Origin of the sequence: Umboniibacter marinipuniceus, assembly GCF_003688415.1 — a bacterium.
Taxonomy (GTDB): domain Bacteria; phylum Pseudomonadota; class Gammaproteobacteria; order Pseudomonadales; family DSM-25080; genus Umboniibacter; species Umboniibacter marinipuniceus.
This window is the reverse complement of record NZ_REFJ01000004.1, coordinates 179,338-202,834: the sequence shown is the minus strand read 5'-3', so window position 1 is coordinate 202,834 and position 23,497 is coordinate 179,338. Positions and strand designations below refer to the sequence as shown.

Here is a 23,497-nt window from a genome sequence, read left to right as displayed (position 1 = left end):
ATGTCTGATTCTGTCATGTTAACTTCGCGCCTCACTACCGCGGATAGCCATTCCATCGTTGAACTCACCCTCAATGCGCCAAAAACGCTAAACGCCTTGACTGAGCAAATGGTGGCTGAATTACACCAAGCGCTTCGTAGCTGCGAAGCCGATGACTCAGTGGTAGCGGTGATCATCAAGGGCGCTGGGGAAAGAGCGCTTTGTGCTGGTGGAGACATCAAGAATTTACGTGAATTAAGCTTGAATGGCGACCAAGGCCGCAGCTTTTTTGCCAAGGAGTATGCCCTTGATTACGCCATTCACTCGTTCTCCAAACCGCTTGTGGTTTGGGGGAATGGGATTGTTATGGGAGGCGGTTTAGGACTGCTGGCTGAAGCGCCCTTCCGAGTGGTCACTACCACTACTCGCATTGCCATGCCTGAAATTACTATTGGTTTGTATCCAGATGTTGGCGGTTCGTACTTTCTCTCGCGGGCACCGGGCAAGCTCGGTTTATTCATGGGCTTAACCGGCTGTTCAATCAATGGTACGGATGCGGTTGGGGTGGGTTTGGCTGACTATCGTTTGGATGATCTGCAATACTCGGAGCTCACCAAGGCAATGGCTATGTTGACTTGGGAGCAGCCGCGGCAGCAGCTCACGGAGTTATTGGCCCAGCTGGCGTCCTCGGCAAGCTCATTAGCACCGCGCCTGTTGGCTTACCGTGAAGAGATTGATTCGCTTTGCGCCAGCAATGACCTGAGTGAGATTGATCAGGCGTTGAAGTCTTACCAGGGTATCGACTTTATTGAGTCTGCCGCGAAGAAGTATCGCTCAGGCTGTCCATTAACCGCCTGCCTTGTTTGGGAACAGATGCATCGGGCTGGCGAGATGTCGTTGGCCGATGTCTTTCGAATGGAATGGTGGATGAGCGTTCGCTGTCTTCAGCAAGCTGATTTCGCTGAGGGCGTTCGGGCGCTTGTGATTGATAAAGACCAGTCCCCAAACTGGCAGCATGCGGACATCAATGAAGTCAGCCCAAGTTTGATTGAATCCTTCTTCACCTGCAACGAAGCGCACCCTCTGGCATTGCTTGGCGAGTGACCGCTTTGCAGGGTTAGTCACGCCTTGAGAGGTGGGCAAGCTAATCGCTATGGATGCTTAATAGCGCTTGGCGTTTTGCCTCAAAACGCAACGAGTCTCGCTGCTCGCTGATATCGTTGGCAGCTTGTTGATAGCTATCAGCAAGCTCGTTGTCCCCGGAAAATTCGTGGCTAATTGCCAGCATGTAGAGCGTGGAGTGCAAGTTGGGCGCTATCGCCAACGCGACCTCTAAGTGGTCTATAGCCGCATCGAAGTCTCCGGCAATCATTTGTTCTCGTGCGCGTCGCTGGTGGGTAATAGGGTTGCTCTCCCGATACTCCTGGAGCGCATCGGCGAGGATATCTGCATAGGCGAGTTGCTGGCGTTGACGATAGAAGCGTTCTAGGTTGCTCTGTGCGGTTTCAACGTTGTAGAGCGCAGTAGCCCCTTTTAGAAATGCCTGCTCAGCCCAGTCATCATAGCCCATTCGCCGATATAAAGTACCGAGGTTAGACCAAGAACCCCCCGATTGATCGTTCAAAGACAGCGACTGGTAAAGTAGTTGGTGGGCAAGCGAGAAGTCGTCGCTGGCAAGCGCGTCAATGGCGAGATTATTTAGGAATTCTGCTTCGGCTTCTTGGTCGCTAATGAGTCGGCTTCGGACTGTCACTGCATCGCGCGGGCTGTTGATATCAACGTTAATTGACTCGTAGGCGCTGATGCCAATATTGGTGTTGATATGGCGAATATACATCACCGTTTCGGCATCAATTTGATCCCATCCAGGGAGCGTTTCGACAATCTGGAAGGACGCCTCTAAGCCTTGCGAGCGGGCAAGTTTTACCATGAGCGCAGAGAAGGCTACGCAATTTCCGGCCTGTCGCTCAAAGGCTTCTGCGGCGCTGAAATTACCATCGGCTTGGTATTGGAACTGGTAGTTGTCGTTGCGATAGAAGGAGTTGATGATGTCGTCAATGCGTGCCTTTCTCTGTCTGGGCGTACCGACCACAGTGGTGTCATAGATTCGGCTTACTTGGGTTGTGGTAGCAATGTTGTCACCCGAGCTACTGAGGCGAAGCGGGCTAAATAGCTGGTGGTTGTTTGCAGCTAAAAGTTGCTCTGCGAAGCCAGTGAGCGAGGGTGAATCCGCCATAAAGCCGACGTCTACAGGCTTCATAACCTCGGTGGACGGACCTTGCATAATTAACTCGGACGAAACAGGGGCCGGCAAGCCCGTTAACGATGACTGATGCGCGCAACCTATTAGCAGCAAATGAGTTGCAGTTAATAACGCAAGCGAACGGAAGTACTCCATCGGTAACTCCTCTAAGTCAAATCGGCGGTAACTAAACTCAGTTTAGCTGAGAAGCCGAGCGAGCGCGATAACGCTTAGTGGATTAGCTTAGATGGCAATTTAGCGCAATAACGCTTACTGAAATCACTGCGTAGACGATAGGGCAGTCGTGATGAATGAGCTAGATAGACAAAAGGGAAGAAGCTTTGGATTTCGGGCTAATTGGTTTTCGGGGTGGCGATTAACAGGAATTCACGATTGCCATCCGAGCCCTGAATCTGGCTTTCTTCATAATGCCTAACGGTGAGCAAGTGTTGCGCACAGCACTCCTGAATCTGCGCAGCAACCTTGGTAAAAAGCCCTGTGTCACGAACAATACCGCCTTTGCCAATATGTGCTTTGCCTACTTCGAACTGGGGTTTCACGAGGCTGATCAGCTGCCCAGAGGGCTTCAGTAGTGGTTGGATGTTCGGCAAGATCAAGGTTTGGGAGATGAAGGATACATCCATCACAATCGTGTCGAAGCCGCCGGGAACAATAGCTAAGAGCTCATCGAATGGCATATTTCGAGCGTTAACGCCCTCCCGTAGGACCATTTTGGGGTTGTTGAGTAGGGTTGGATGTAATTGGCCATGCCCTACGTCAATACCTACCACCCGATCCGCACCATACTGCAGTGCGCAGTCTGAGAACCCGCCCGTTGAACAGCCAATGTCTAGTACCGAATGACCCGCTAAGCTGATCCCTTGGCCGCTTAAAATACCTTCGAGTTTCAGGCCGGCGCGAGAGACAAATCTATCCTCATCACTTAACTCAAGGGAAAGCTGTACGTCACTTGGTAACTTAAGACTAGGCTTGGAGGCCGTTGACCACTCGTGGCTATCGGATAATCGAAAACGAACTTTCCCCTGCTTTATCATGCGCTGGGCTCGGTTTCTGGAATCACAGAGCTTTTGGTTAACGAGTAGTTGGTCTAAACGGTCCATGGTTGTCTCACTAGGCTGATTGCCCTATTGTAATCTAATCCTAATAAAAAGACGTAACAAAGGGGTGTTTTGATGGCCGATTTTCCAATGGAGGCGCTGCAGTTCAACCGCTTTACCAAAGCAACTATGTGTGAGCGGAGTCGTGACTTTCTTGGGCTGTTGAAAACTCGCCGAACTGTGCGAGATTTCAGCACGGAAGCCGTGCCCATGGAGGTAATTTGGAATGCTATTCAATCAGCAGCAACGGCCCCTAATGGAGCTAATTTGCAACCTTGGCACTTTGTTGTGGTCACAGACAGTGAGCGCAAGCGAGCAATACGCGAAGCTGCCGAGGCCGAAGAGCGCGCTTTTTACACCAGCAGAGCGCCTCAGGATTGGCTTGACGTCTTGGCACCGTTGGGTACTGACGAGCACAAACCCTTTCTGAGCGAAGCGCCTGTTCTCATTGGGGTGTTCGCTGAGCGAAGTCGGATTGATGAACAGGGAGCGAAACAAAAGGTCTACTACCCAACGGAATCGGTTGGTCTGGCCACAGGTATGTTGATCAGCGCGTTGCACCTCAGCGGTCTCGCTACACTGACGCACACGCCAAGCCCCATGGGGTTCATGAATGAGATTATGGAGCGCCCGAGCAATGAGCGAGCGTTTGTTTTATTAGTTGTCGGCTACCCGAAAGAGGGGGCCGAAGTCCCCGCGATAACAAAACGAGAATTTGAAACAATATGCACACATCTAGGATAGCAACGCGTAATACTCCTATAGCAGATCGTATTTCCGACGGATGGCGACGGCTGCGCTTGGGCACCCGAGCCGCGCTGCTCTCGGTGGTTGTGTTACTGACTGGATGTACGCAAGCGTTTCTCTATGATTTCATTCCCCGATATATCCTCTGGGAGATGGATGAGTTCGTCACGCTCAATAATGAGCAAGAAGATGAACTGATGGTGCTAATGACTGACGCGCTGGAAGTGAACCGCAATGAGCATATGCCGCTCTACTATAATTTTTTATCCGATGTTGAAACGGAAATAATGTTGGGTGATGTGACGCCAGATGACGTGAAGTCTTGGTACACAAGAATTGTGACCTACCGAGCGGAAACTTTGGAATGGTTGGCGCCGCAAGGCGCTCAGTTCCTAATTAAGCTCTCCGATGAACAGCACGAGGAATTGCTGGCTAACCTGCAGCGAGGACTGAACGACGATGACGAATCGCTGGCCGAAGCCGATGTTAGCGAGCGTAAAGCCCGCTGGATTGAAGGTCGGATTGAGTTTGTGGAAGAAATGGTGGGTGAGCTCAGCGAGGCTCAGAAGACGGCGCTTATGAACTCGGTAACGGATCAACAGGATACCACTGAGCAATGGATGACCTGGCGTCACCGCTGGCTAGATGAGTTTTCCTCGGCGCTAAAAGATCGGGATGAAAGCCGCTTGATGGCCGTGATGGCTTATCCTGAAACCCTCTACTCGCCAGAATACAAAGCGATGAAAGTGGATAACCGACAGCGAAGCTTCGGCCATATTGCCTCGTTTTTAGGCGATCTAACTGATCAACAGCGGGCGCAGCTAGTTACTCAGCTGGACAAATGGCGGCAGCTTTTTGTGGCAATCTCCGCTGGCGGTTAGTGATCCGTGTTGTGGTAATCACATAGACGCCAGTGAAACTCCTGATTTGGCATCGGCGCTGTGATGAACGATAATGCCTGCACAGTTTTAGGCGATAACCCATCATGAGTTTAATCAAAGCACCACTTCTATCCTCCTACCCCAAGTACTGGGCTGAATGCTACGGTACCGCACCGTTCTTGCCCATGTCGCGTGAGGAGATGGACCAGTTAGGCTGGGATAGTTGCGATATTATTATTGTCTGTGGTGATGCTTATGTTGATCATCCCAGCTTCGGCATGGCGGTCATTGGTCGTCTCTTGGAGTCTCAGGGGTATCGAGTTGGTCTAATTTGCCAGCCAGATTGGACTAATGCCGAGGATTTCATGCGCCTCGGCAAGCCAAACCTTTTCTTTGCGGTATCCGCGGGCAACATGGACTCGATGATCAACCGCTACACGGCTGATAAGCGTATTCGTCATGATGATGCCTACACGCCAAACGGCGAGGGCGGTAAGCGCCCAGATAGGGCGGTCATTGTTTACACTCAGCGCTGCAAAGAGGCGTTTAGCGATATTCCGGTAGTTATTGGCGGCATTGAAGCAAGTTTACGTCGAATCGCTCAGTACGATTACTGGAGCGATGAAATCCGTCGTTCGGTGTTGATTGATTCAACCGCAGATATTCTGCTTTATGGCAATGCAGAAAGAGCCATTATCGAAGTAGCGCTGGCGTTTTCGCGCGGTAAAACCGTGGCAGACATGCGCAGTATTCGCGGGACCACGGTGGTGCTTTCTCATATTCCTGAGGGCTGGACCGAGGTAGACTCTACCCGTGTTGATTGGCCAGGGCACATTGATCAATTACTCAACCCTTACGCCATGAGTGAAGAGGCGGCCAACTGCGACAAAGCATCTGGGAAACCTGGAGCACTTGCGGTGGATGCCACGGCGCCGGACAACACTGAGGTCAAGGCGGAGCCGATTCGAATTATTCCGCAGCCGCTTAAGTCCAAGGCCGACTTTGATAAAGAAAAGTCTTATATTCGCCTACCCAGCTTCGAGAAGGTCTCTGCCGACTCGGTACTCTATGCGCATGCTTCGAGGGTGCTGCATCAGGAATCTAATCCTCATAATGCCGTGCCGCTGGTTCAGAAACACGGCAACCGAGAGATCTGGGTCAATCCGCCGCCCATTCCGTTGCTAACGGAAGAAATGGATCAAGTCTTTGCATTTGAGTACCAACGTGTGCCGCACCCAAGCTATGGTGAGGCCAATATTCCGGCTTACGAAATGATTCGTTTCTCGGTCAATATTATGCGAGGTTGTTTTGGCGGCTGTACTTTCTGCTCTATTACCGAGCACGAAGGTCGTATCATCCAGTCTCGATCGGAAGAGTCGGTTATCAAAGAAATTGAAGATATTCGCGACAAGGTCCCGGGTTTTACCGGTACCATCTCAGATTTGGGCGGACCTACGGCCAATATGTATCACTTGAAGTGTAAGAGTGATGATATTCAGGCAAATTGCCGTCGCCTTAGCTGTGTGTACCCAACCATTTGTAAAAACTTAAATACCGATCACACGCCCACTACTCAACTTTACCGTCGAGCGCGTGCGCTCCCCGGCATCAAGCGCATTGCGATTGCCTCGGGGTTACGTTATGACCTGGCCGTTCGGGATCCAGAGTATGTTCGCGAATTGGTGACACATCACGTTGGCGGCTACTTAAAGATTGCCCCGGAGCATACTGAAAAAAATACGCTGTCCAAGATGATGAAGCCCGAGATGGGCTCTTATTATGAATTCAAACGTCTCTTTGACAAGTACTCCAAAGAAGCGGGTAAGAAACAGTATCTGATTCCGTACTTCATTGCTGCACACCCGGGTTGTGATGACGAGGATATGATTAATCTAGCGCTTTGGTTGAAGAAGAATAAGTTCCGAGTAGATCAAGTGCAGACCTTCTACCCGTCGCCCATGTCCTTAGCCACGGCCATGTACCACGCCCGCCGTAATCCGCTGAAGCGCGTTAAGTACAAATCGGAGCAGGTGCACACGGCGCGAACGTTGGATCAGCGTCGCCGTCAAAAAGCGATTCTTAGGTACCACGATGAAAACGGCTGGGACAACCTTCGCGAAGCTTTCACTAGTATGGGGCGAAAGGATCTAATTGGTTCGGGCGACAATGCACTGGTCCCGGAGGCTTCAAAGCGACCTCAGAGACCTTCGGCGCGACCTAAGCCGAGTGGTGTTCGCCGAAACCTGGAAACGAAAAAACAACCGGCGAAGAGATTTGCCAAGAAACGCAGCCAACGATAGGCTGCGTTTTACCTTAGGCTTGCGCAACAATAAGAGAGATGACCATGCGATTACTCCGTTTCTTAGCTTACTCAATCATAGCGTCTTCGTCGGCGTTGGTGGCCGCTGAGCCGTTAACGATTGAGCGAATATTCTCCTCCCCAAGTATCTACGGCACCACGGTACGTAATGTTCAGATGGCACCCGACGGTTCTAGGGTTACCTTTTTAGCTGGTAAAGAGAGCGACGCCCAACAGTTGGATCTGTGGGAGTTTGACTTGTCGTCAGGCGAGCAACGCTTACTGTTTGATTCCAACCGGTTGAACGCCACTGAGGAAGTACTCTCTAACGAGGAGAAGGCACGGCGCGAACGCCTTCGTTTACGAGGCAACGGTATTGTCAGCTATTCTTGGGCGGGAAGTTCAGAGCAACTGTTATTCCCGCTTGGTGGTGATGCCTATCTCTACAATCTTGCTGAAGATGAAACCACTCGACTCCTGAATACCCCAGAATTTGAAACGGATATCAAGGTGTCGCCAAAGGGTAATTACATCTCATTTATTCGCCAACAGAATCTTTACATCAAGCACATTGCAACGGGTGAAGAAACGCAAATAACCCATGATGGTGGCGGCGTTATTCGCAACGGCATGGCCGAGTTTGTAGCGCAAGAAGAGATGGCTAGAATGACGGGCTACTGGTGGTCACCGGATGAAACGCAAATTGCCTTCACGCGAACTGACGACACGCAGGTCGCCACGGCACTTCGCAATGAAATCTACGCCGACCGCGTAGATACTATTGAACAGAAATATCCCTGGGCAGGTACGGCGAACGTAGAGATCGAATTGGCTGTATTCACGCTGATGGGAGCGAAAACTCAGTGGATTGATTTAGGCGAAGACAAGGATATTTACCTTGCTCGAGTTAACTGGCAAAAGCCAGGTTTACTTAGCTATCAGTGGCAGAACCGAGCCCAAACACGTGTTGAGTTGCGTCAGTATGATGTTGCCGCCGATGATGAGCATATTTTAATTGTTGAAGCCCATCCGGCGTGGGTAAATCTGGATGCTGATATTCGTTTTATCAACGGTGGCGAGCAGTTTATCTGGGCATCTGAACGAGATGGCTATAAGCACTTGTATCTCTACCGAGGCAACGGCGAGTTAATTCGTCAAATCACTTCGGGCGAGTGGATTGTAGATGGATTAGAAGCGGTTGATGTAGACGCCGATACGCTCTACTTCTCGGGTCGTAAAGATACGGTATTAGAGCGTCACCTTTATCGAACGGGGTTGTTGGAAGCTACCCCTATAGAGCGGGTTTCACAGCGCTCAGGAATGCATAGCGTTAGCTTTAGTAGTGATGGGTCACGCTATCTGGATACCTTCAGTTCTGTTGATACACTTCCTCAGTTAAGTCTTCATAGTCAAACTGGTGAGCGGTTACTCTGGATTAACGAAAACGCCGTGGGTGATAATCACCCCATGGCGCCCTATTGGAATGACTTAGTGTCGCCAACCTTTGGTACAACCATTGCGGATGATGGCGAGACTGTCCTTCATTATCGGCTGTTCGAGCCAGTTAACTTAGATACTTCCAAACAGTATCCAGCGCTGGTATTTCTCTATGGTGGCCCGGGCTCACAGCAAGTAACCAATAGCTTTAGTTCGCTATTTTTGAACTATATGGCTCAGCAGGGCTTTGCGGTGATTACCATTGATAACCGTGGCTCGGCTGCACGGGGAATGGACTTCGAAACAGCTATCCACCTTCGTACCGGAGATGTGGAGATTCGTGATCAAATTAAGGCGGTTGAAGTCCTGCGTGCAACGGGATGGGTGGATCCTAATCGCGTGGGAGTCTTTGGTTATAGCTATGGTGGCTATATGACCTTGATGGCCATGTTTACGGCTAGTGACTACTTTGCCGCAGGCGCGGCTGGTGGCTCAGTGAGTGACTGGCGTCTTTATGATACCCACTATACCGAACGCTATATGGGCCACCCAGAGACCAACGCTGCTGGCTATGATGCCTCCTCGGTACTGCCTTACGCGGAGAATCTAGTGGGCGATTTGTTCATCTACCATGGAATGGCCGATGACAACGTCTTATTTACCAATAGCACTCAGGTTTATCGTAAACTGCAGGAGGCGATGATTCCCTTTTGGAGCATGGACTATCCTGGTGAGAAACACGGTATGCGTGACGCGCGTACTCGCACCCATCAGTATCGCATGATAGAGCGGTTCTTTAAGCAATCACTTGCCAATTAATGACTCGCTAACGAATTTAGCCTAAATGACACGATTTGATTTTTGTGTCATTTAGGCGTAAATTGTTCGCGCTTGTATCTAATAATGAGAAGTTAATCACATGGACGTTGTTAATCGCCTCCCAAAAATTGAGAGTTTTTGCCTGTTTAGCTGTGCGCAAACGGGCGCAGTCAGCTATGGAAAGCTCGCTAATATTCGCCGCAGTAATCACCAACTTGAATTTCAAGATCATCGTGGTAGCTGGTATACAAGCTGCGAGAGTCTTGCTCGCCATAAGCAGACGGTTGAAGCTATCTGCGCCTAAGCAGCTGTTGAACGCCATCACCTTAGTTCAGCGAAGTCATTAACGGCAACCAGATCCCTGGTCACTAATTGTCAACGGTGGGCCAAGTTGCGGCTATTCGCCTGAATCTAAGAACTCAACAAAAGTGGCTATTCTGCTACGGGTCGGTTGTGGCAAGCTCTATTCCTTCGTCGTAAGTCATTGCATTACTACAAAATGGGTTACGCCCTTTGACGCTTTCGCGTAGACTAATAGCCCAAGCAACCGCTATACAGATAGGGATTCATAGTCATGAGTGCTAAGTGGACTGAACGTTTTTTTCAGATGGCTGATTTAGTCGCGTCGTGGAGTAAGGACCCAAGTACCCAAGTTGGGGCGGTCATTACCAAAGGCAACCGTGTGATAAGTCTTGGGTTTAATGGCTACCCGTCCGGCGTTAGTGATTCCGCTGGTCAAGATAGTCGTGAAACTAAGCTATTAAAGACTATTCACGCTGAAGAGAATGCCATTCTCCATGCCAAACGTGACCTGGCGGGCTGTGAAATTTTTGTCACCCACTTTCCGTGCCCAACCTGTGCAGCCAAAATTATTCAAACCGGTATCACTAACGTTTATTGCCGTACCCAGCCCGACGAATTTCTCTCTCGATGGGGCGATAAGATCGCCTTGAGTGAAACCATGTTTTCGGAAGCCGGTGTAGTGGTAAATTGGTGCTGAGCAAGGAGCTTTCATTGCGTTTTCTATCCACGTTTATTTTTATTAGTGCACTGAGTTATTCTGCGTTGTCAGAGGCTGCTAGTTTAAGTGAGTGGTCTTCATGTTTCCGCGACGGCTATTCCAAGCAGCTAAGCTGTGCAGAGCTAAGCCTTGATGATGGTGCGGTACTAGCGGTAACTCGCAAGGCAGCGGTGAAGTTGGGTGATACCAAACCGCCGATTTTCGTGCTGGCGGGAGGCCCAGGCCAAGCTTCATCAGAGCTTGTTTCGCTCATCGACGCCGCTTTTGGCCCCAGTAATCAGTACCATGATTTATACTTCGTTGATCGTCGTGCTACGGGCAGAAGTAACCCTTGGCAGTGCGAGCTGGACGAAACAGTGGTAACGGAAGCGCAGATTGCCAACGAAGTACAGCGTTGTTTCGAAAGATCAGTCTGGCCACTCGACCAGCTCAATTCGCAAACGAGTATTGATGACTTGGAAGCGCTTCGGACCCTCATCGGAGCGGATACTGTGAATTTGTGGGGCGGGAGCTGGGGCACTCGCTTCGCGCTACTTTATGCACAGCGATATCCCAACTCAGTGAATCGTATGGTCTTAGATGGCGTGGCCCCAGTTAGCCAGCCGGTTTTAATAACCGCTGAAGCAGCTCAGGGAGCATGGGATGAACTCGTTCTGCTTTGCCATGCTAATGATGAATGTCTTCGACGTTTCCCAAATCCAACTACCCAACTAAATCAGCTGTTGGCCTCTGTTGGGGACGGCATTACCATTTCCGTATTTGATGCCGCGCGCGGTGAGCAAGTTCAGCAGACGCTATCGCGCAGTCAAGTAGCCCAGGTCATTCGCGGCTTGTTATATATGCCAGAGATTTCTGGTCAGCTGTTTTACGTGGTTGATCAGGCGCAGCGGGGCAATTGGCAGCCACTTGTTAGCCTGGGTACTAGCCAAAATAGCGCAGCAGAGTCTATGTATATTGGTCTGACACTATCGGTTTTATGTTCTGAGGAGCTGCCGCGGGTGAGTAGAACGGCCTTCGATGAAGAGTTTAACAAAGGGTTCGTTGGCCAGTCTTGGCTGGAATTTTGGCAATTGGCATGCGCTCACTGGCCCACCGCAACCTATGGGTATGACGAACCAACGCTGTTGGATCATCCAACGCTGCTGATATCAGGAGCACTCGATCCTGTGACGCCACCTAACTATGCCGGGCTGAGCGCGCAACGGTTAGCAAACGCCTTGGAAATTGTGTTGCCCTATGGCGGGCATATGAATTCAATGCGTGGGTGTATGCCCACGCAAATAGGTCGTTTTTTCGAAGCCAAGGATGAAGAAATTAATACGGACTGCCTGAAGGGCTTACCGCCACCATTGTTTATGACCAATGCCTTCGGATCTCAACTGGGCGGAGGTTTAGACAATGATTAACTACCAGGAAGTCACCAAATCCTTTGCCAAGACCCGTGTTCTTAAGGGCACAACGTTTAACGTTGCTGAGGGTGAATCAGTAGCCCTCCTGGGTGCCAATGGCGCGGGCAAGACAACAGCTCTACGCATCCTATGCGGCCTAATCGATCGCGACGGGGGCAGTGTCAGTATTGACGGTTATGACCCCGCGGTTAACCCCATTGAGGCTCGTCGTCTTATTGGAGTGGTCGGTGATAGAGAAGGTTTATACGAACGCCTGAGTGTTCGTGAGTATTTGAATTACTTTGGTGGCTTACATGGTTTAAATCGTAGCGCCTGTGCGAGTGCAATTGACCGCGTTGTGGAAATGTTAAGACTAGAGGCGCTGTTAGATCGCAAAACGGCAGGATTTTCGCAGGGCGAAAGAATGAAGGTGTCGTTAGCGAGAGCGTTGTTACACGCCCCCAAGTTACTCGTACTCGACGAACCTACGCGCGGGTTGGATGTTCCCAGCGTTAGGCTATTACGTGATGTGTTAAACCGGTACCGAGAAGCAGGTGGCGCACTACTTTTCTCTAGTCATGTAATGCAGGAGGTCGACGCGTTGGCAGATCGAATATTAATCATGGCAGATGGCACGATCGTTGCGAACGGCACTACCTCCGAGCTCATTGAGCAGGCTAAGGTTACGGGGCTCGAAGACGCTTTTGTTCGCCTTGCGGGAATGGAGGACTTAGCATGATTCAGTGGTTTTCCGCGATTAAAAAAGAATGGCTCGAGGCGATTAGAGATAAACGATCCATCGCTATGGCGCTGATTATTCCAATAATGATGCCGGCCATGATGGGAGGGGTGATCGGCTTCTTGATTGAGAAGGAGTCGAGTTCGAGCTTTGATGTTGCAGTGGTTAACAGCCATTTGGCGCCGGATATGCTACCCCATCTTGCCGGGGAGAGAATGCAAATTGAGGCGCTAGAACCGGGTAACTACAATCCCGAGGAGCTACTCGAAGAATACGATGCGGTACTCATCATTGACGAAGATTTTTCGTCAGACCTAATTCAATTCTCCCCAGCTACCTCAGAACTCTGGTTTAACTCTAGCCAATCAACTTCCAACGGGGCAGCTCGTCAACTTCGCGCAAAGCTCGGCGCGCTCAGTCGGCAGCTTACTCAGCAGCGAATGACGGGGTTTGGCGTTCCGACCGTTGCAATGAGGCCAATTGCTATTGTTAGCAGGGATACGGCAAAGCCCGGTAGTCGAGCAGCGATTGTGCTGGGCAGTATGCCCGGCATGATCATTTTTGCGGCCTTTGCCTGTGCACTGGCTACGGCGATTGATACCACCTCGGGCGAGCGTGAACGACTATCGCTAGAGCCGCTCCTCGTTCAGCCCGCCTCAACTTGGTTGTTGATGTGTTCTAAGTGGAGTGTTGTCACGGCATTTGGCTGGATTGGCGCCGCCCTGACAGCGGTGTTATTAAGTGTGGTGATGTCATTGCTTCCGCTACAGGAGTTAGGCATCAGCTGGCAGGTCTCCTATTCGGCGCTAGCAATGGTTTGTTTTCAACTGCTGCCCGTCGCCATGTTTGCCGGCGCGCTCATGCTACTGGTGGCACTGAAAGCCAAGAGTTTTAAAGAAGCGCAAACGCTACTCGGGATTTTGCAGATAGCCCCGCTCGTGGGTTTGATGGCCATTGATTTGAGTGACAAGGTCATAGAACAAGAACTTCTGTTAATACCCTTCGTGTCTCAACAGCAGATTATTAAAGCCTCCTTTAGTGCAGATGCTAGCTTTGATCTGTGGGCGTGGGGCGGCGTAGCAATTACCGTGGCCCTTGCGTTGGGCGTTTTGGCTTTGGCTTCGAGGTCGCTCAATAAACCGCATCGCCTGTTGAGTTAGTATGACGAGATTGCAGGCTCAGAAGATGGCGAGCCTGCAGTACTCTTATCTATCTCAGTAAGGTTAGCAATGCAGCGCGCTCGCAGTTTGCGTGAGTGAATTAATACTCAATGGCTATAATCGCTACGGTTCTTTCACCCTCAACCGTAGCAAAGTTAACCTCATCATCGAGGTGTTTTCCAAGCAGTGCCTTGGCAAGGGGCCCGTCCATGCTGATGAAGTTTGGCGCACGGTCAAATTCGTCTGGGCCAACGATACGGTATCTAGACTCGTTGCCATCATCGTCCTCTACGGTCACCCAAGCGCCAAAGAACACTCGGTGGCTGTCGCTGGGTTTTCTATCCACAATGGTCGCGGCGTCTAAGCGTTTGGTCAGATACCTAACGCGGCTATCAATTTCTCTAAGCCGCTTCTTTCCGTAGATATAATCACCGTTTTCAGAGCGATCCCCGTTTTTCGCCGCAGCGGATACCACTGCAGTGACCTCCGGGCGCTCTACTTTCCAAAGTTGGCGCAGCTCCTGGGTAAGTAACTCGGCTCCCTCTGCGGTGATGTAGTTGGACTTCTTTTCGCTGGGTGGCCGCCATCTACCCATGCTGAATACTCACTTCGTCTTGGGCGTTACCTATTTTTGGCAAGTCATTGGTGTCTATGTTGAAACCGAAGCGCTGCGAGTAGAACCAGTGTTCAGCCTTGAGAACTTGATCAATAGTATCTGTATCTCGGAAGCCATGACCTTCGCCCTCAAAGTAGAGCGCGGCATAAGGGACGGATCGTTTTGCTAGCGCGGCACACATTAGTTGGGTTTGCTCGGGCTTCACCACTTCGTCTTCTAAGCCTTGGAAGAAGATAATGGGGCAGTTAATTTGCTCTGCGTGAAAGAGCGGTGAGCGAGCTTGGTATAGGGCCTCAGCAGCGGGAAGCGGGCCAATGAGAATACGGTTGTATCCCGCCTCAAATTTATGCGTTTCGGCTTCCAAGGCGAAGAGGTCACCAATTCCGTAGTGACAGGCCGCGGCCTGAAATGGTGAGGGGCGGCGCAGAGCTTGGAGCAGTGTATAAGCGCCCGCACTACTTCCCTTAATGGCCACTTGCTTAGCATTCACTCGCTTGGTTTGGATAAGATAATTTGCGGCAGCAATAACATCGTCTGCGTCGCGGCAGCCCCAATGACCGTTAAGTGATTCACGGTAGTGACGACCATAACCAATAGAACCGCGGTAGTTAACATCCATTACGGCGTAACCGCGGCTAGTCCAAAACTGTACCTTGTAGTTGAGAGCGTCCGTATTCGCCGCAGTCGGTCCGCCATGGGCCATCACAATTAGCGGTGGTAAGCTGTGTTCGGGGCCGTGGTAGTGAGGGTGCTTTGGTGGATAAAAGTAGCCATAGGCTTCGGACTCACCAGAGGTAGGGAATCGAAGGTGCTCCGGCTTGGATATCCACTCGGTTTCAGCGGGTTCAAGTGCACTCGAGCGAAGGACTACAAGGCCTTTCGAGGGGCTCCAAGCGCAAAGCGTAGGTAGCTCACACCAATTTGAAGCGATGAAAACGACACCGTCTTGATAGGACTGAAGTGCCTCCAACTGAGAATAGGGTAATTCAATCTGCTCTAATATTTCGCCCTGCAGTGATGAACACCAAAGCTGGGTAAGTCCCTCACGAGTTGATACGGAATAGACCCTGTTTGAATTGAAGCAATAACTGCTCCAGCCATAGAGCCAGAGCGGCCTGCCAATGTCTCGGTCTAGATCAACCATCAGTGCTTGGCTACCGTTTGTTATGGCGTAACGGTAGAGCTTTGACCAGCCGCTTCTATCACTGCAATACCAGAGGTCCTGGTCGTAGAAGCAAGGTTGAAAGACACCATCGCAGGGGTCGGTTTCCAGTGAGGATAATTGGTTAAGGCAGCCGTTTTGAAGTGCTGCTAGGCTGATTGTTGAGGCATCCCAGTTCATCACTTCCTTCGACCAACTCATCCAAGCGATCTGCTCGCCCGTTTCGCTGACCGTAGGTGCTGCACAAAAGTCCTCGGTACGATGGAGGATTTGGTGTTCGCCGGTCAACAGGTGAATAGACTCGATGGTGGCGAGGGGGTGCTCTGCTTCGCGATGATGCTCGCCGACAAAGAAGACCGAATTCAACGCCGCGCAGTAGTGAAAATCTGCGTAATAGGCCGCAACCTTCGGAGAGATATTAATGGTCCTTTGATGAGTCGCCAAATAGATTTTTTGGTCGCTCTTGTTAACGAATACCAGCCCATGAGGTGTTGGCGTCCAGCACTGCCCTCCGTATATATTTGCCTTGGTACCAACCCCGTAAGGAGGCTTAAGGATGTTTGCAACGCCTTCGGGGGTGAGTGAGCGAATAGTGGTTCTGCGCTCATCAGTCACGGCTTCTTGCCAGAAGAGCGTGTCGTTGCAGATTTGCGGATAATTTACCGCACGATTGGCTGAGGATAGGGTGGCTGAAGAAATTTTCGAAGGCCAGCTGCCGAAGCTGAGAGGACGCATAATTAGAGCTCAGTTAACGCTTGTTGATAACGTAGGTTGATGGTTTCAAGCGCATGCTGTTTACGTCGCTCGATGACAGTTTGGAATTTTGCCACGATCGTGCTCACTTGTGAATCCTCGTCGCTGAGGCAGTGGTTGTAGGCCCGCGAGAGTAATAGTTGTGATTTATTAATGACTTCCACGGCATCGTCTTCACCACTCAATTTCAAGCGCGTGCTCAGTTGCTGAAGGCGCACTAAGTTCTCGCCCAAGACGTCTAAATGTGAGGTTAGCTGAGCACGACGATGACGGGCAAGGCAGAGTTGCGCCACCGAGGCCGAGGTGCCAATCAAGATGGCGGCCTGATCCAGTAGGTCACAACGAAGCCGTGCGGAACTTCTATGGCTGACGGCGGCGCTTTGCATCAACATTAGGCCGGCTAGCGCCGCTGCTCCGCCACAGAAAACAAGCACCCAAATATGGATGGCGGTGAGTGTCATTGATTGGTCTCGCCATTAATTGATATTGCAATTAGTGTAGACGCTAAATCAGACTTTATGTAGTCGGCGTAAGGCGCTACCAATGATCACTAAGCTCGTGGCGATAACCGCCAAAGTTGGCACGCTGATGAAGCTAATGATCTCTTGGAATGCGAGCGGCATGATCACTACCGCGGTCAATAACCCAAGTCCGAAGACCCAATCGGCATAGCGCGGATAGTTTGATGCCTGCTGGCATTCAGGGCACTCTAGTGCCGCACCGCTTTTCATAGCAGCCTGATTCACTTCGCTACCGCGAAAGTCGGTTAAGAAGGTGGTGCCGCAATGAGGGCAGCGAACGTTGCGAGGTTTTAAAAAGAACATAAATTGTCTCAGTTTTAGATTACATGCTTTGGCAACTAGTATAACTTGTTTAAACTACACTCATAAAATTAAAGACAGACTTGGAGATAGAATGGAGTTAAGGCGACGTTTATACGTCATTATTTTCGGTACCGATACCTGGGCAGGAAAACTGTTCGATCTGACGCTACTGAGCCTAATTGTTGCTAGCTTCCTAGTGGCGGTCTTAGATTCGGTGGAACGCTACCATCTGCAATGGCACGATGCTTTTCTGCTGGCCGAAATTGTTTTCTCCATTATTTTCGCGGTGGAATATGCTACGCGAATCTGGGTGTCGCCGAATCGCTGGGGTTATGTAAAATCGCTCTATGGGATTATTGATTTGCTCAGCCTTTTGCCCATTCTCTTCCTTTGGGTTGATCCTTCCGCTGCGCATCTTGTTGTAGTGCGAATACTTCGGGTGCTGAGATTATTCCGAATTCTGCGCTTAACTGAATTTCTCGTCGAAGAACAGTTGCTGATACGTGCAATTCAGCAGTCAAGTAAGATGATTTTCATTTTCTTCTTAATTGTTGCCATACTTGCCACGGTCTTTGGTTCAACCATGTACGTCATTGAAGGGCCTGAGAGCGGGTTCAACTCCATTCCAGAAGGTATCTACTGGGCTGTGGTGACAATCACTACCGTTGGCTACGGCGATATCACCCCGCAGACGGCTATTGGTAAAGCGGTGTCAACGCTGGTGATGTTAACGGGTTACTCTATTATTGCTGTACCCACCGGGGTTTTCACAGCCAGCTTGGCGAGTGAAATAAAGTCCAACCAGCGCAGTGCATTTAGCTGTCCGCATTGTGGTCGGTTTGGTCATGAAAAGGATGCGCATTATTGCCGTCATTGTGGGGCGTCGATGTCGGCAAAACGGCAAACGGCTAAGCGAGCGGAAGATGACTAGCTGCAGACGATATATCATCGCGTTACTCTTGAGTATATCGTCATTATTGGCCTATAACTCGGCAACGGCGCAACCGGATGTGCCTGAATACCGCGTTGCGGCGCCCGTTTATTATCCCCCTTATTTAGATTTACGAGACAGCGAAAACCCGCGTGGTGTGGTGGTAGATTTATGGCAAGAGTGGGCTCAGCGACAGGGCGTTGCGCTAAATTTTGTTGCCATGGAGGTAGATGCGGGAACTCGGGCGGTAGCGTTTGGTGACGTGGATATCTACCTAAGCGTTTTAGGGGAGTATCTTCCATCGGCGGTATTGAAGAAAGCTAAACCCTATTACGGGATCTCAGTAGGCCTCTATCATGCAGTAGGCATTAATCCTGAAGCTAAAGACATCAGGCTAGTGACCACGCCAATGCTTCAGTATTCCCCAGAATTCACTCGCTTTGCAAATCGCGTTGACAATCAACTTTCGCTAGTGGGCTCAGACCAAGAGGCCATGCAAGCGTTGTTATCCGGCGAGGCCGATGTCGCCATGGTTGGCTCCACCATTTTCGCGGAGAATTTCTTGGCGGCGCAGCAGGGGCACGGACTTGTGTCCGACCACAATCTTAGAGCCTATAGTTTGCTTTACCCTGTGGTGCGAAGTAATCGCACTGACCTCCGGCTGTTGATTGATCGTGGTTTCGATGTGATGCCTCGAGAGCGTCTGGCTGAGATTGAAGTGGCGCAAATTGATAGCGCCGCAGCGCGATACTTTCAGGCTGTAAATAGCGGGATTAGGCTGAGTGAGCGCGAAGTGAGCTTCGTTGAATCCAGCGGACCCATTCGAGTAGTCTTCCCTGAAGATCCTTACGCGCCATTTTACTTCGATAATCGCGATCAGCTATCCGGAATTGATCTCGACTTACTCAGACTGTTAAGTGAACGTACAGGGCTAAGTTTCGATATTCAGCGAGTTGAGAGCTGGGATGATGGCTTAGCGAGCTTGGAGCAGAAAGAAGCCGATTTGCTAACGAGTGTTGTGCGGACCGATGCTCGAAGTGAATACCTATCGTTTACCGACTCCTACTACACCACCAACGATGTGATTGTTACGCGTAGAGATGTCAACGTACGGGACTTGGGTGATCTTCGCTACAAGCTGGTCGCGCTTCAGCGCGGCTGGCGTGTATCAGATGAAGTGCAGCGCGCGGTTCCTCAAGCTCGTATCCTGTTTACTAATAACGTGCAGGACGCGTTGAGCCTAGTAGCGAATGGCACGGCGTTTGCGTTTGTTGGCAACTCGCTCAACGCAAGCTACGAAATTGACCGCGGTAATCATAGTAATTTGAAGGTAGCAACGCCTATCGACCTAGGTGAACCGCCGGTTCACCTAGCTGTGCGAAACGATCGTCCTGAATTGGTTAGCATCCTCAATAAGGGGTTAGCCTCGGTCACGGAAGAAGAGCTAACCACGGCTCGAAACCGCTGGTTTCGAGTGCAGTATGACTATGGCTTAGACCGAGTTCGTTTCTATCGCTACCTTGGCGTAGCTGGCTTAGTTATCGCTGGCTTCTTCATTGGTATCTTTCTTTGGAATCAGCGCTTAAGGCATGAGGTAAAGGCTCGTCAACGGGCGGAGAACGAATTGATTGCGGCGCGAGAAGTTGCCGAGTCTGCTGCCGACGCTAAATCATCGTTTTTGGCTACCATGAGTCATGAAATTCGCACACCATTGAATGGTGTCCTAGGTATGCTGGAGGTGTTGGCACAATCTAGGCTTGACGAGGTACAGCAGGATCAGCTGCGAACTGTCCGTTCTTCAGGTGAAAGCTTGCTGGAGATTATCAATGATGTGCTCGATTTCTCTAAGATTGATGCCGGAAAATTAATCATTGAGCGGATTCCCGTTGATGTCGTGGCCTTGATTAGCCATGCCCACCAGGCTTTGGGGCCCGTTGCATCGAAACGTGGATTACAGTTTAACCTTGTCTTCAAGGATCGGCCCACCACCGGCTTTATGCTCGATCAGACTCGAGTGCGTCAAGTGATTATGAATTTGCTTGGCAATGCGCTGAAGTTCACTGAGCGCGGCAAAGTCGATATCGTTTTCTCAATGGAGAACCATGCTGAATGCTGGTTGAAGGTTCAAGTTATCGACACCGGGATTGGCATCGACTCCGCACAACTCGAGACCATCTTCGCACCGTTTCAGCAGGCTGAGTCAAGCACGTCACGGCGCTTCGGCGGCACTGGCCTAGGGCTTTCAATTTGTAAGCGCTTGGTGGACTTAATGGCTGGAGAGCTGAGTCTTCGACCGAACTCGCCACAGGGCACGGTAGCAACTTTCCGCTTTCCTGCAGAGCCCTGTGCGCTTCCGGCCATTGCATCTATTCCGTTAGTGGAATCAGTAAGGCCCCTGGCGAGTGCCAAAATCCTATTAGTGGAGGACCATCCTACTAATCAAAAGGTAACCTTGGCTCAGCTATCGCGAATTGGCTTAGTGGCAGATTTGGCAAATAATGGCGTGGAAGCACTTGCCGCAATGTCGCAACAGCAATACGACTTAATCTTGTCTGATTGTCATATGCCTGAAATGGACGGTTACGAGCTGGTTCGAAGAATTAGGGCCAATGAGGAAGCCGAGGGTGCATCGGGACTCCCGGTGATTGCGACCACTGCGAATGCGCTCGACGGTGAGCGTGAGCACTGTCTGGAAGTTGGCTTCAGTGGTTACTTACCCAAACCATTTTCATTGCGGATGCTTCGCGATGAGTTGGCTAAATATCTTAGCGAGCCGGAATCCGAAGTTGAACTGCAGCCAGCAAGCTCCAAGTCCAGCATAGAGCCGCTCCCTAAGCCAAAATCCCCTCCTGTAGCGGAAGGCGAAGGACTGTCTTCAGGGCTGATGATCAAGGTAGATCAACACACTGAACGGAAAGGTCGCGAACCGTTAGCTCATGGCGATGCCGATGCGACAACGGAGCCTGCGTTGCCGACAAGGGGTGATGCTGAATATGACGCTGCCGTTGGCTCAGCTGCTGCCAACCCGAAGGAAAAGATCGCTGCTGATGCAGACTTTGCAGAGTTAAAGGCGCTAGTTGACGACAACGCTATGCTCGATACCCTATTAATGGAGTTTCTGCGCTCTACTCATGCCGATTTAGTGGTGATGAAGCACGCTGAGTTGATGGGTGATGCGAAGCAGTTACAGAGCTCGGCACATCGAATTAAGGGCACAGCGCCGATGGTTGGCGCGAAACGTATGGCACAGCTGGTTACAGCGGTAGATCGCGATGCAAAAGCGGGGCAGACTTCCCAGTGGACTCAGACAAAAGAAAGTATCGTCTTGTCTTGGCTGGCGTATCTGGATGCGGTTGCTGTGGAGTTCTCCGTAGATCCTGCTGAAATAGAACGATTCAGGGAGATTTAGTTTTCGAGATCAGGCGCTAGGCGCTTTTTTTGTTGGCGATGGAGGTTGGGGGGTCTGCGAGTAATTGCTTACTAATTAGGTGATCTTTCGGATATAAAAAAAGGCTGCTTCCGACGATAATTAACTCAATGGGGTGATAACGCAGTTGTTTGTTATTGCCGAAGTTAATACAGGGAGTGAGTTATGTTGATCCTAACCCGTAAAATTGGTGAAAGACTGGTGATTGGCGATGACGTCGTAGTCAGCGTTTTAGGGTGTCGAGGCAACCAAGTTCGCCTTGGGATTGAGGCGCCGCGTGATGTGTCGGTTCATCGCGAAGAGATTTATGAACGAATTCAAAATGAAGATGATGATATCGAGCCATCAGAGCTTATCGTCAACTCTTAAAAAAAACGCGCTAAAGCGCGTTTTTTTATGGCTGCTATTCCGCTAACCCTATTGGCAGCTCAAACCAAAATGTCGTTCCACCTGAAGGCTCGCGCCGATAGCCAATATGGCCCTGATGGTCCTTAATGATGGTATTGCAAACGCTGAGGCCAATACCCATGCCATTTTTCTTGGTGGTGTAGAAAGGGTTAAATAGTTCATTCTCTGCGCCTTCAGCTAGGCCAACGCCTCGGTCACGAATAGACACCTGGATCTTATCACCCAAAACAATCCCCTTAACCCAGAGACCGAGGTCCTTTTCAGCGCTGTCAGCCATAGCTTCAAGCCCATTCCGAATGAGGTTGAGTGCCACCTGCTGAATTTGGATTGGATCCACGAAAACCTGTTCATCGCCGAATTGCAAATCTAGGTGAATCTGAACACCATTATTTCTCGCATCAACCTCAGCGAGTTGAACAATCTCTAACAGCAGCTCATTAGGTGAGTATAATGCGCGGCCATCAATGGGGCGTTTCACAAAGTCTCTTAAGCGCTGAATAACCTCACTGGCCCGGAGTGCTTGTTTTTCCATCTTCTGGAGCGTTTCGATGAGTCGCTCAGGTGGGTGATCTAGCTTATTCGCGAAGCGCTCGCAAACGCGGGCATAATTGGAAATTGCAGTGAGAGGTTGATTCACCTCATGGGCAAACCCCGCCGTCATTTCGCCCATGGTGCTCAGCCTTTCGATATGAGCGAGCCGTTCCCGCTGTTCTTTGAGCTCCTCCGCGGCATTATTCAACGCATCATCCTGAGCGAGCTGCTCTGTGATGTCTCGGAAAACTAATACGGCACCTTCAATCTCACCGCGATAGCGAGTAGGTGTAATGGATAGCGATACCGGGAAAGCCCGTTGGCTTGCCGATAGCATATCAATAGTTTCACTCGCAAAACTTTGGCCCTGAGTAATGAGTTGTTGGAGTATCAGTCGGTCACTCTCCTCGAAGACGTTGCTAACACTTTTCTCCATTAAGGATTGGTTAGCCCAGCCGGTCATTTGCTCAGCGGCATCGTTTATGAGGGTAATGCGTCCCTCGCGATCGGTGCCGATGATGCCTTCGTTAATAGATTCGAGTATCCGTTGGTTTTGCGCCTCTAACTGACTATTCTGTCGGGCAAGTCGATCTTCTAGGTGTTTGGTTCGCAGGTGGGTCTCGACTCGAGCGACGACTTCCGGGCCCGAAAAGGGCTTGTTGATATAATCAACCGCACCCACATTAAATCCACGAACTTTTACTTCGCTGTCGTCTACTGCCGAGAGGAAAATAATGGCTGAATCAGCGGTGTCTGCATCGGCTTTGAGCCTCTCGCAAACTTCAAAGCCATCCATGTCTGGCATCATGATATCAAGAAGAACCAGGGCTGGACGATGATATTTCGCCTGACGTATCGCCTCTTGACCGTTGCTAGCTGTCACTAAACGATAGGGTTTGTTAGCAAGTACTAGCTGCAACATTGACAGTGCGGTAGGGTGGTCGTCAACCAACAGGAGGCAGTCCTGTTCTTCAATCTCTTGATGATCCATTGGAAATTGTTGTCCTAATGTGAA

General features: G+C 50.6%; 20 protein-coding genes. 13 read left to right on the top strand and 7 right to left on the bottom strand.

Going from position 1 to position 23,497, the window contains the following annotated elements; genetic code table 11:
• Window positions 1-1,083, top strand: coding sequence for an enoyl-CoA hydratase/isomerase family protein (locus tag DFR27_RS09230; protein WP_121877177.1), 1,083 nt, complete (start codon window positions 1-3; stop codon window positions 1,081-1,083).
• Window positions 1,084-1,123: 40 nt separating this feature from the next.
• On the opposite strand, the gene DFR27_RS09225 is transcribed toward DFR27_RS09230, so the two are convergent.
• The gene (locus tag DFR27_RS09225) at window positions 1,124-2,377 is read right to left on the bottom strand and encodes a transglutaminase domain-containing protein (protein WP_121877176.1); all 1,254 of its coding nucleotides are present in this window, start codon (window positions 2,375-2,377) and stop codon (window positions 1,124-1,126) included.
• Between the two features lie 197 nt (window positions 2,378-2,574).
• The gene (locus DFR27_RS09220) at window positions 2,575-3,342 is read right to left on the bottom strand and encodes a TlyA family RNA methyltransferase (RefSeq protein WP_121877175.1); all 768 of its coding nucleotides are present in this window, start codon (window positions 3,340-3,342) and stop codon (window positions 2,575-2,577) included.
• Window positions 3,343-3,414: 72 nt separating this feature from the next.
• Here DFR27_RS09220 and DFR27_RS09215 point away from each other — a divergent pair, with 72 nt between their 5' ends.
• From DFR27_RS09215 to DFR27_RS09175, 9 genes are all read left to right on the top strand, one after another.
• On the top strand, window positions 3,415-4,083 hold the full coding sequence (locus tag DFR27_RS09215) for a nitroreductase family protein (protein WP_121877174.1): 669 nt from the start codon (window positions 3,415-3,417) through the stop codon (window positions 4,081-4,083).
• A complete protein-coding gene (locus tag DFR27_RS09210; RefSeq protein WP_147434528.1) occupies window positions 4,065-4,967 on the top strand; it encodes a DUF6279 family lipoprotein in 903 nt (300 codons plus the stop codon). Before DFR27_RS09215 ends, DFR27_RS09210 begins: the two co-directional genes overlap by 19 nt.
• 104 nt (window positions 4,968-5,071) lie before the next feature.
• Window positions 5,072-7,267 (top strand): YgiQ family radical SAM protein, encoded by a 2,196-nt coding sequence (locus tag DFR27_RS09205; RefSeq protein WP_121877172.1) that lies wholly within the window; start codon window positions 5,072-5,074, stop codon window positions 7,265-7,267.
• Window positions 7,268-7,311: 44 nt separating this feature from the next.
• Window positions 7,312-9,522, top strand: coding sequence for a S9 family peptidase (locus tag DFR27_RS09200; protein ID WP_245962642.1), 2,211 nt, complete (start codon window positions 7,312-7,314; stop codon window positions 9,520-9,522).
• A 100-nt stretch (window positions 9,523-9,622) separates the two neighbouring features.
• Complete coding sequence (locus tag DFR27_RS09195) at window positions 9,623-9,826, top strand: hypothetical protein (RefSeq protein WP_121877170.1); 204 nt, start codon at window positions 9,623-9,625, stop codon at window positions 9,824-9,826.
• Between the two features lie 270 nt (window positions 9,827-10,096).
• A complete protein-coding gene (locus DFR27_RS09190) occupies window positions 10,097-10,522 on the top strand; it encodes a dCMP deaminase family protein (RefSeq protein WP_121877169.1) in 426 nt (141 codons plus the stop codon).
• Window positions 10,523-10,536: 14 nt separating this feature from the next.
• Window positions 10,537-11,949, top strand: a complete 1,413-nt coding sequence (locus DFR27_RS09185; protein WP_170150829.1) for an alpha/beta fold hydrolase — start codon at window positions 10,537-10,539, stop codon at window positions 11,947-11,949.
• Window positions 11,942-12,670, top strand: coding sequence for an ABC transporter ATP-binding protein (locus DFR27_RS09180; RefSeq protein ID WP_121877167.1), 729 nt, complete (start codon window positions 11,942-11,944; stop codon window positions 12,668-12,670). The genes DFR27_RS09185 and DFR27_RS09180 overlap by 8 nt, the downstream gene beginning before the upstream one ends.
• Complete coding sequence (locus tag DFR27_RS09175) at window positions 12,667-13,830, top strand: ABC transporter permease (protein WP_121877166.1); 1,164 nt, start codon at window positions 12,667-12,669, stop codon at window positions 13,828-13,830. Before DFR27_RS09180 ends, DFR27_RS09175 begins: the two co-directional genes overlap by 4 nt.
• A 100-nt stretch (window positions 13,831-13,930) precedes the next feature.
• Here the strand turns inward: DFR27_RS09175 and greB are convergent, their stop codons facing one another.
• The 4 genes from greB to DFR27_RS09155 are packed head-to-tail and all read right to left on the bottom strand — an operon-like array spanning window position 13,931 to window position 17,185.
• A complete protein-coding gene (gene greB / locus DFR27_RS09170; protein ID WP_121877165.1) occupies window positions 13,931-14,425 on the bottom strand; it encodes a transcription elongation factor GreB in 495 nt (164 codons plus the stop codon).
• On the bottom strand, window positions 14,418-16,343 hold the full coding sequence (locus DFR27_RS09165) for an alpha/beta hydrolase family protein (RefSeq protein WP_121877164.1): 1,926 nt from the start codon (window positions 16,341-16,343) through the stop codon (window positions 14,418-14,420). Before DFR27_RS09165 ends, greB begins: the two co-directional genes overlap by 8 nt.
• Before the next feature lie 2 nt (window positions 16,344-16,345).
• Window positions 16,346-16,822 carry a hypothetical protein gene (locus DFR27_RS09160; protein WP_121877163.1) on the bottom strand — a complete coding sequence of 159 codons (477 nt, stop codon included), beginning with the start codon at window positions 16,820-16,822 and terminating at the stop codon, window positions 16,346-16,348.
• Between the two features lie 48 nt (window positions 16,823-16,870).
• Window positions 16,871-17,185 carry a hypothetical protein gene (locus tag DFR27_RS09155; protein ID WP_121877162.1) on the bottom strand — a complete coding sequence of 105 codons (315 nt, stop codon included), beginning with the start codon at window positions 17,183-17,185 and terminating at the stop codon, window positions 16,871-16,873.
• A 91-nt stretch (window positions 17,186-17,276) separates the two neighbouring features.
• On the opposite strand from DFR27_RS09155, the gene DFR27_RS09150 reads away from it, so the two are divergent.
• The 3 genes from DFR27_RS09150 to csrA all read left to right on the top strand — a co-directional run bounded on the left by DFR27_RS09150 (window position 17,277) and on the right by csrA (window position 21,912).
• Window positions 17,277-18,116 (top strand): ion transporter, encoded by an 840-nt coding sequence (locus tag DFR27_RS09150; protein ID WP_121877161.1) that lies wholly within the window; start codon window positions 17,277-17,279, stop codon window positions 18,114-18,116.
• Window positions 18,109-21,525, top strand: a complete 3,417-nt coding sequence (locus DFR27_RS09145; protein ID WP_170150828.1) for a transporter substrate-binding domain-containing protein — start codon at window positions 18,109-18,111, stop codon at window positions 21,523-21,525. Before DFR27_RS09150 ends, DFR27_RS09145 begins: the two co-directional genes overlap by 8 nt.
• A gap of 183 nt (window positions 21,526-21,708) precedes the next feature.
• Complete coding sequence (gene csrA, locus DFR27_RS09140; RefSeq protein ID WP_121877159.1) at window positions 21,709-21,912, top strand: carbon storage regulator CsrA; 204 nt, start codon at window positions 21,709-21,711, stop codon at window positions 21,910-21,912.
• A 34-nt stretch (window positions 21,913-21,946) separates the two neighbouring features.
• On the opposite strand, the gene DFR27_RS09135 is transcribed toward csrA, so the two are convergent.
• On the bottom strand, window positions 21,947-23,473 hold the full coding sequence (locus DFR27_RS09135) for an ATP-binding response regulator (RefSeq protein ID WP_121877158.1): 1,527 nt from the start codon (window positions 23,471-23,473) through the stop codon (window positions 21,947-21,949).
• Between the last annotated feature and the right edge of the window lie 24 nt (window positions 23,474-23,497).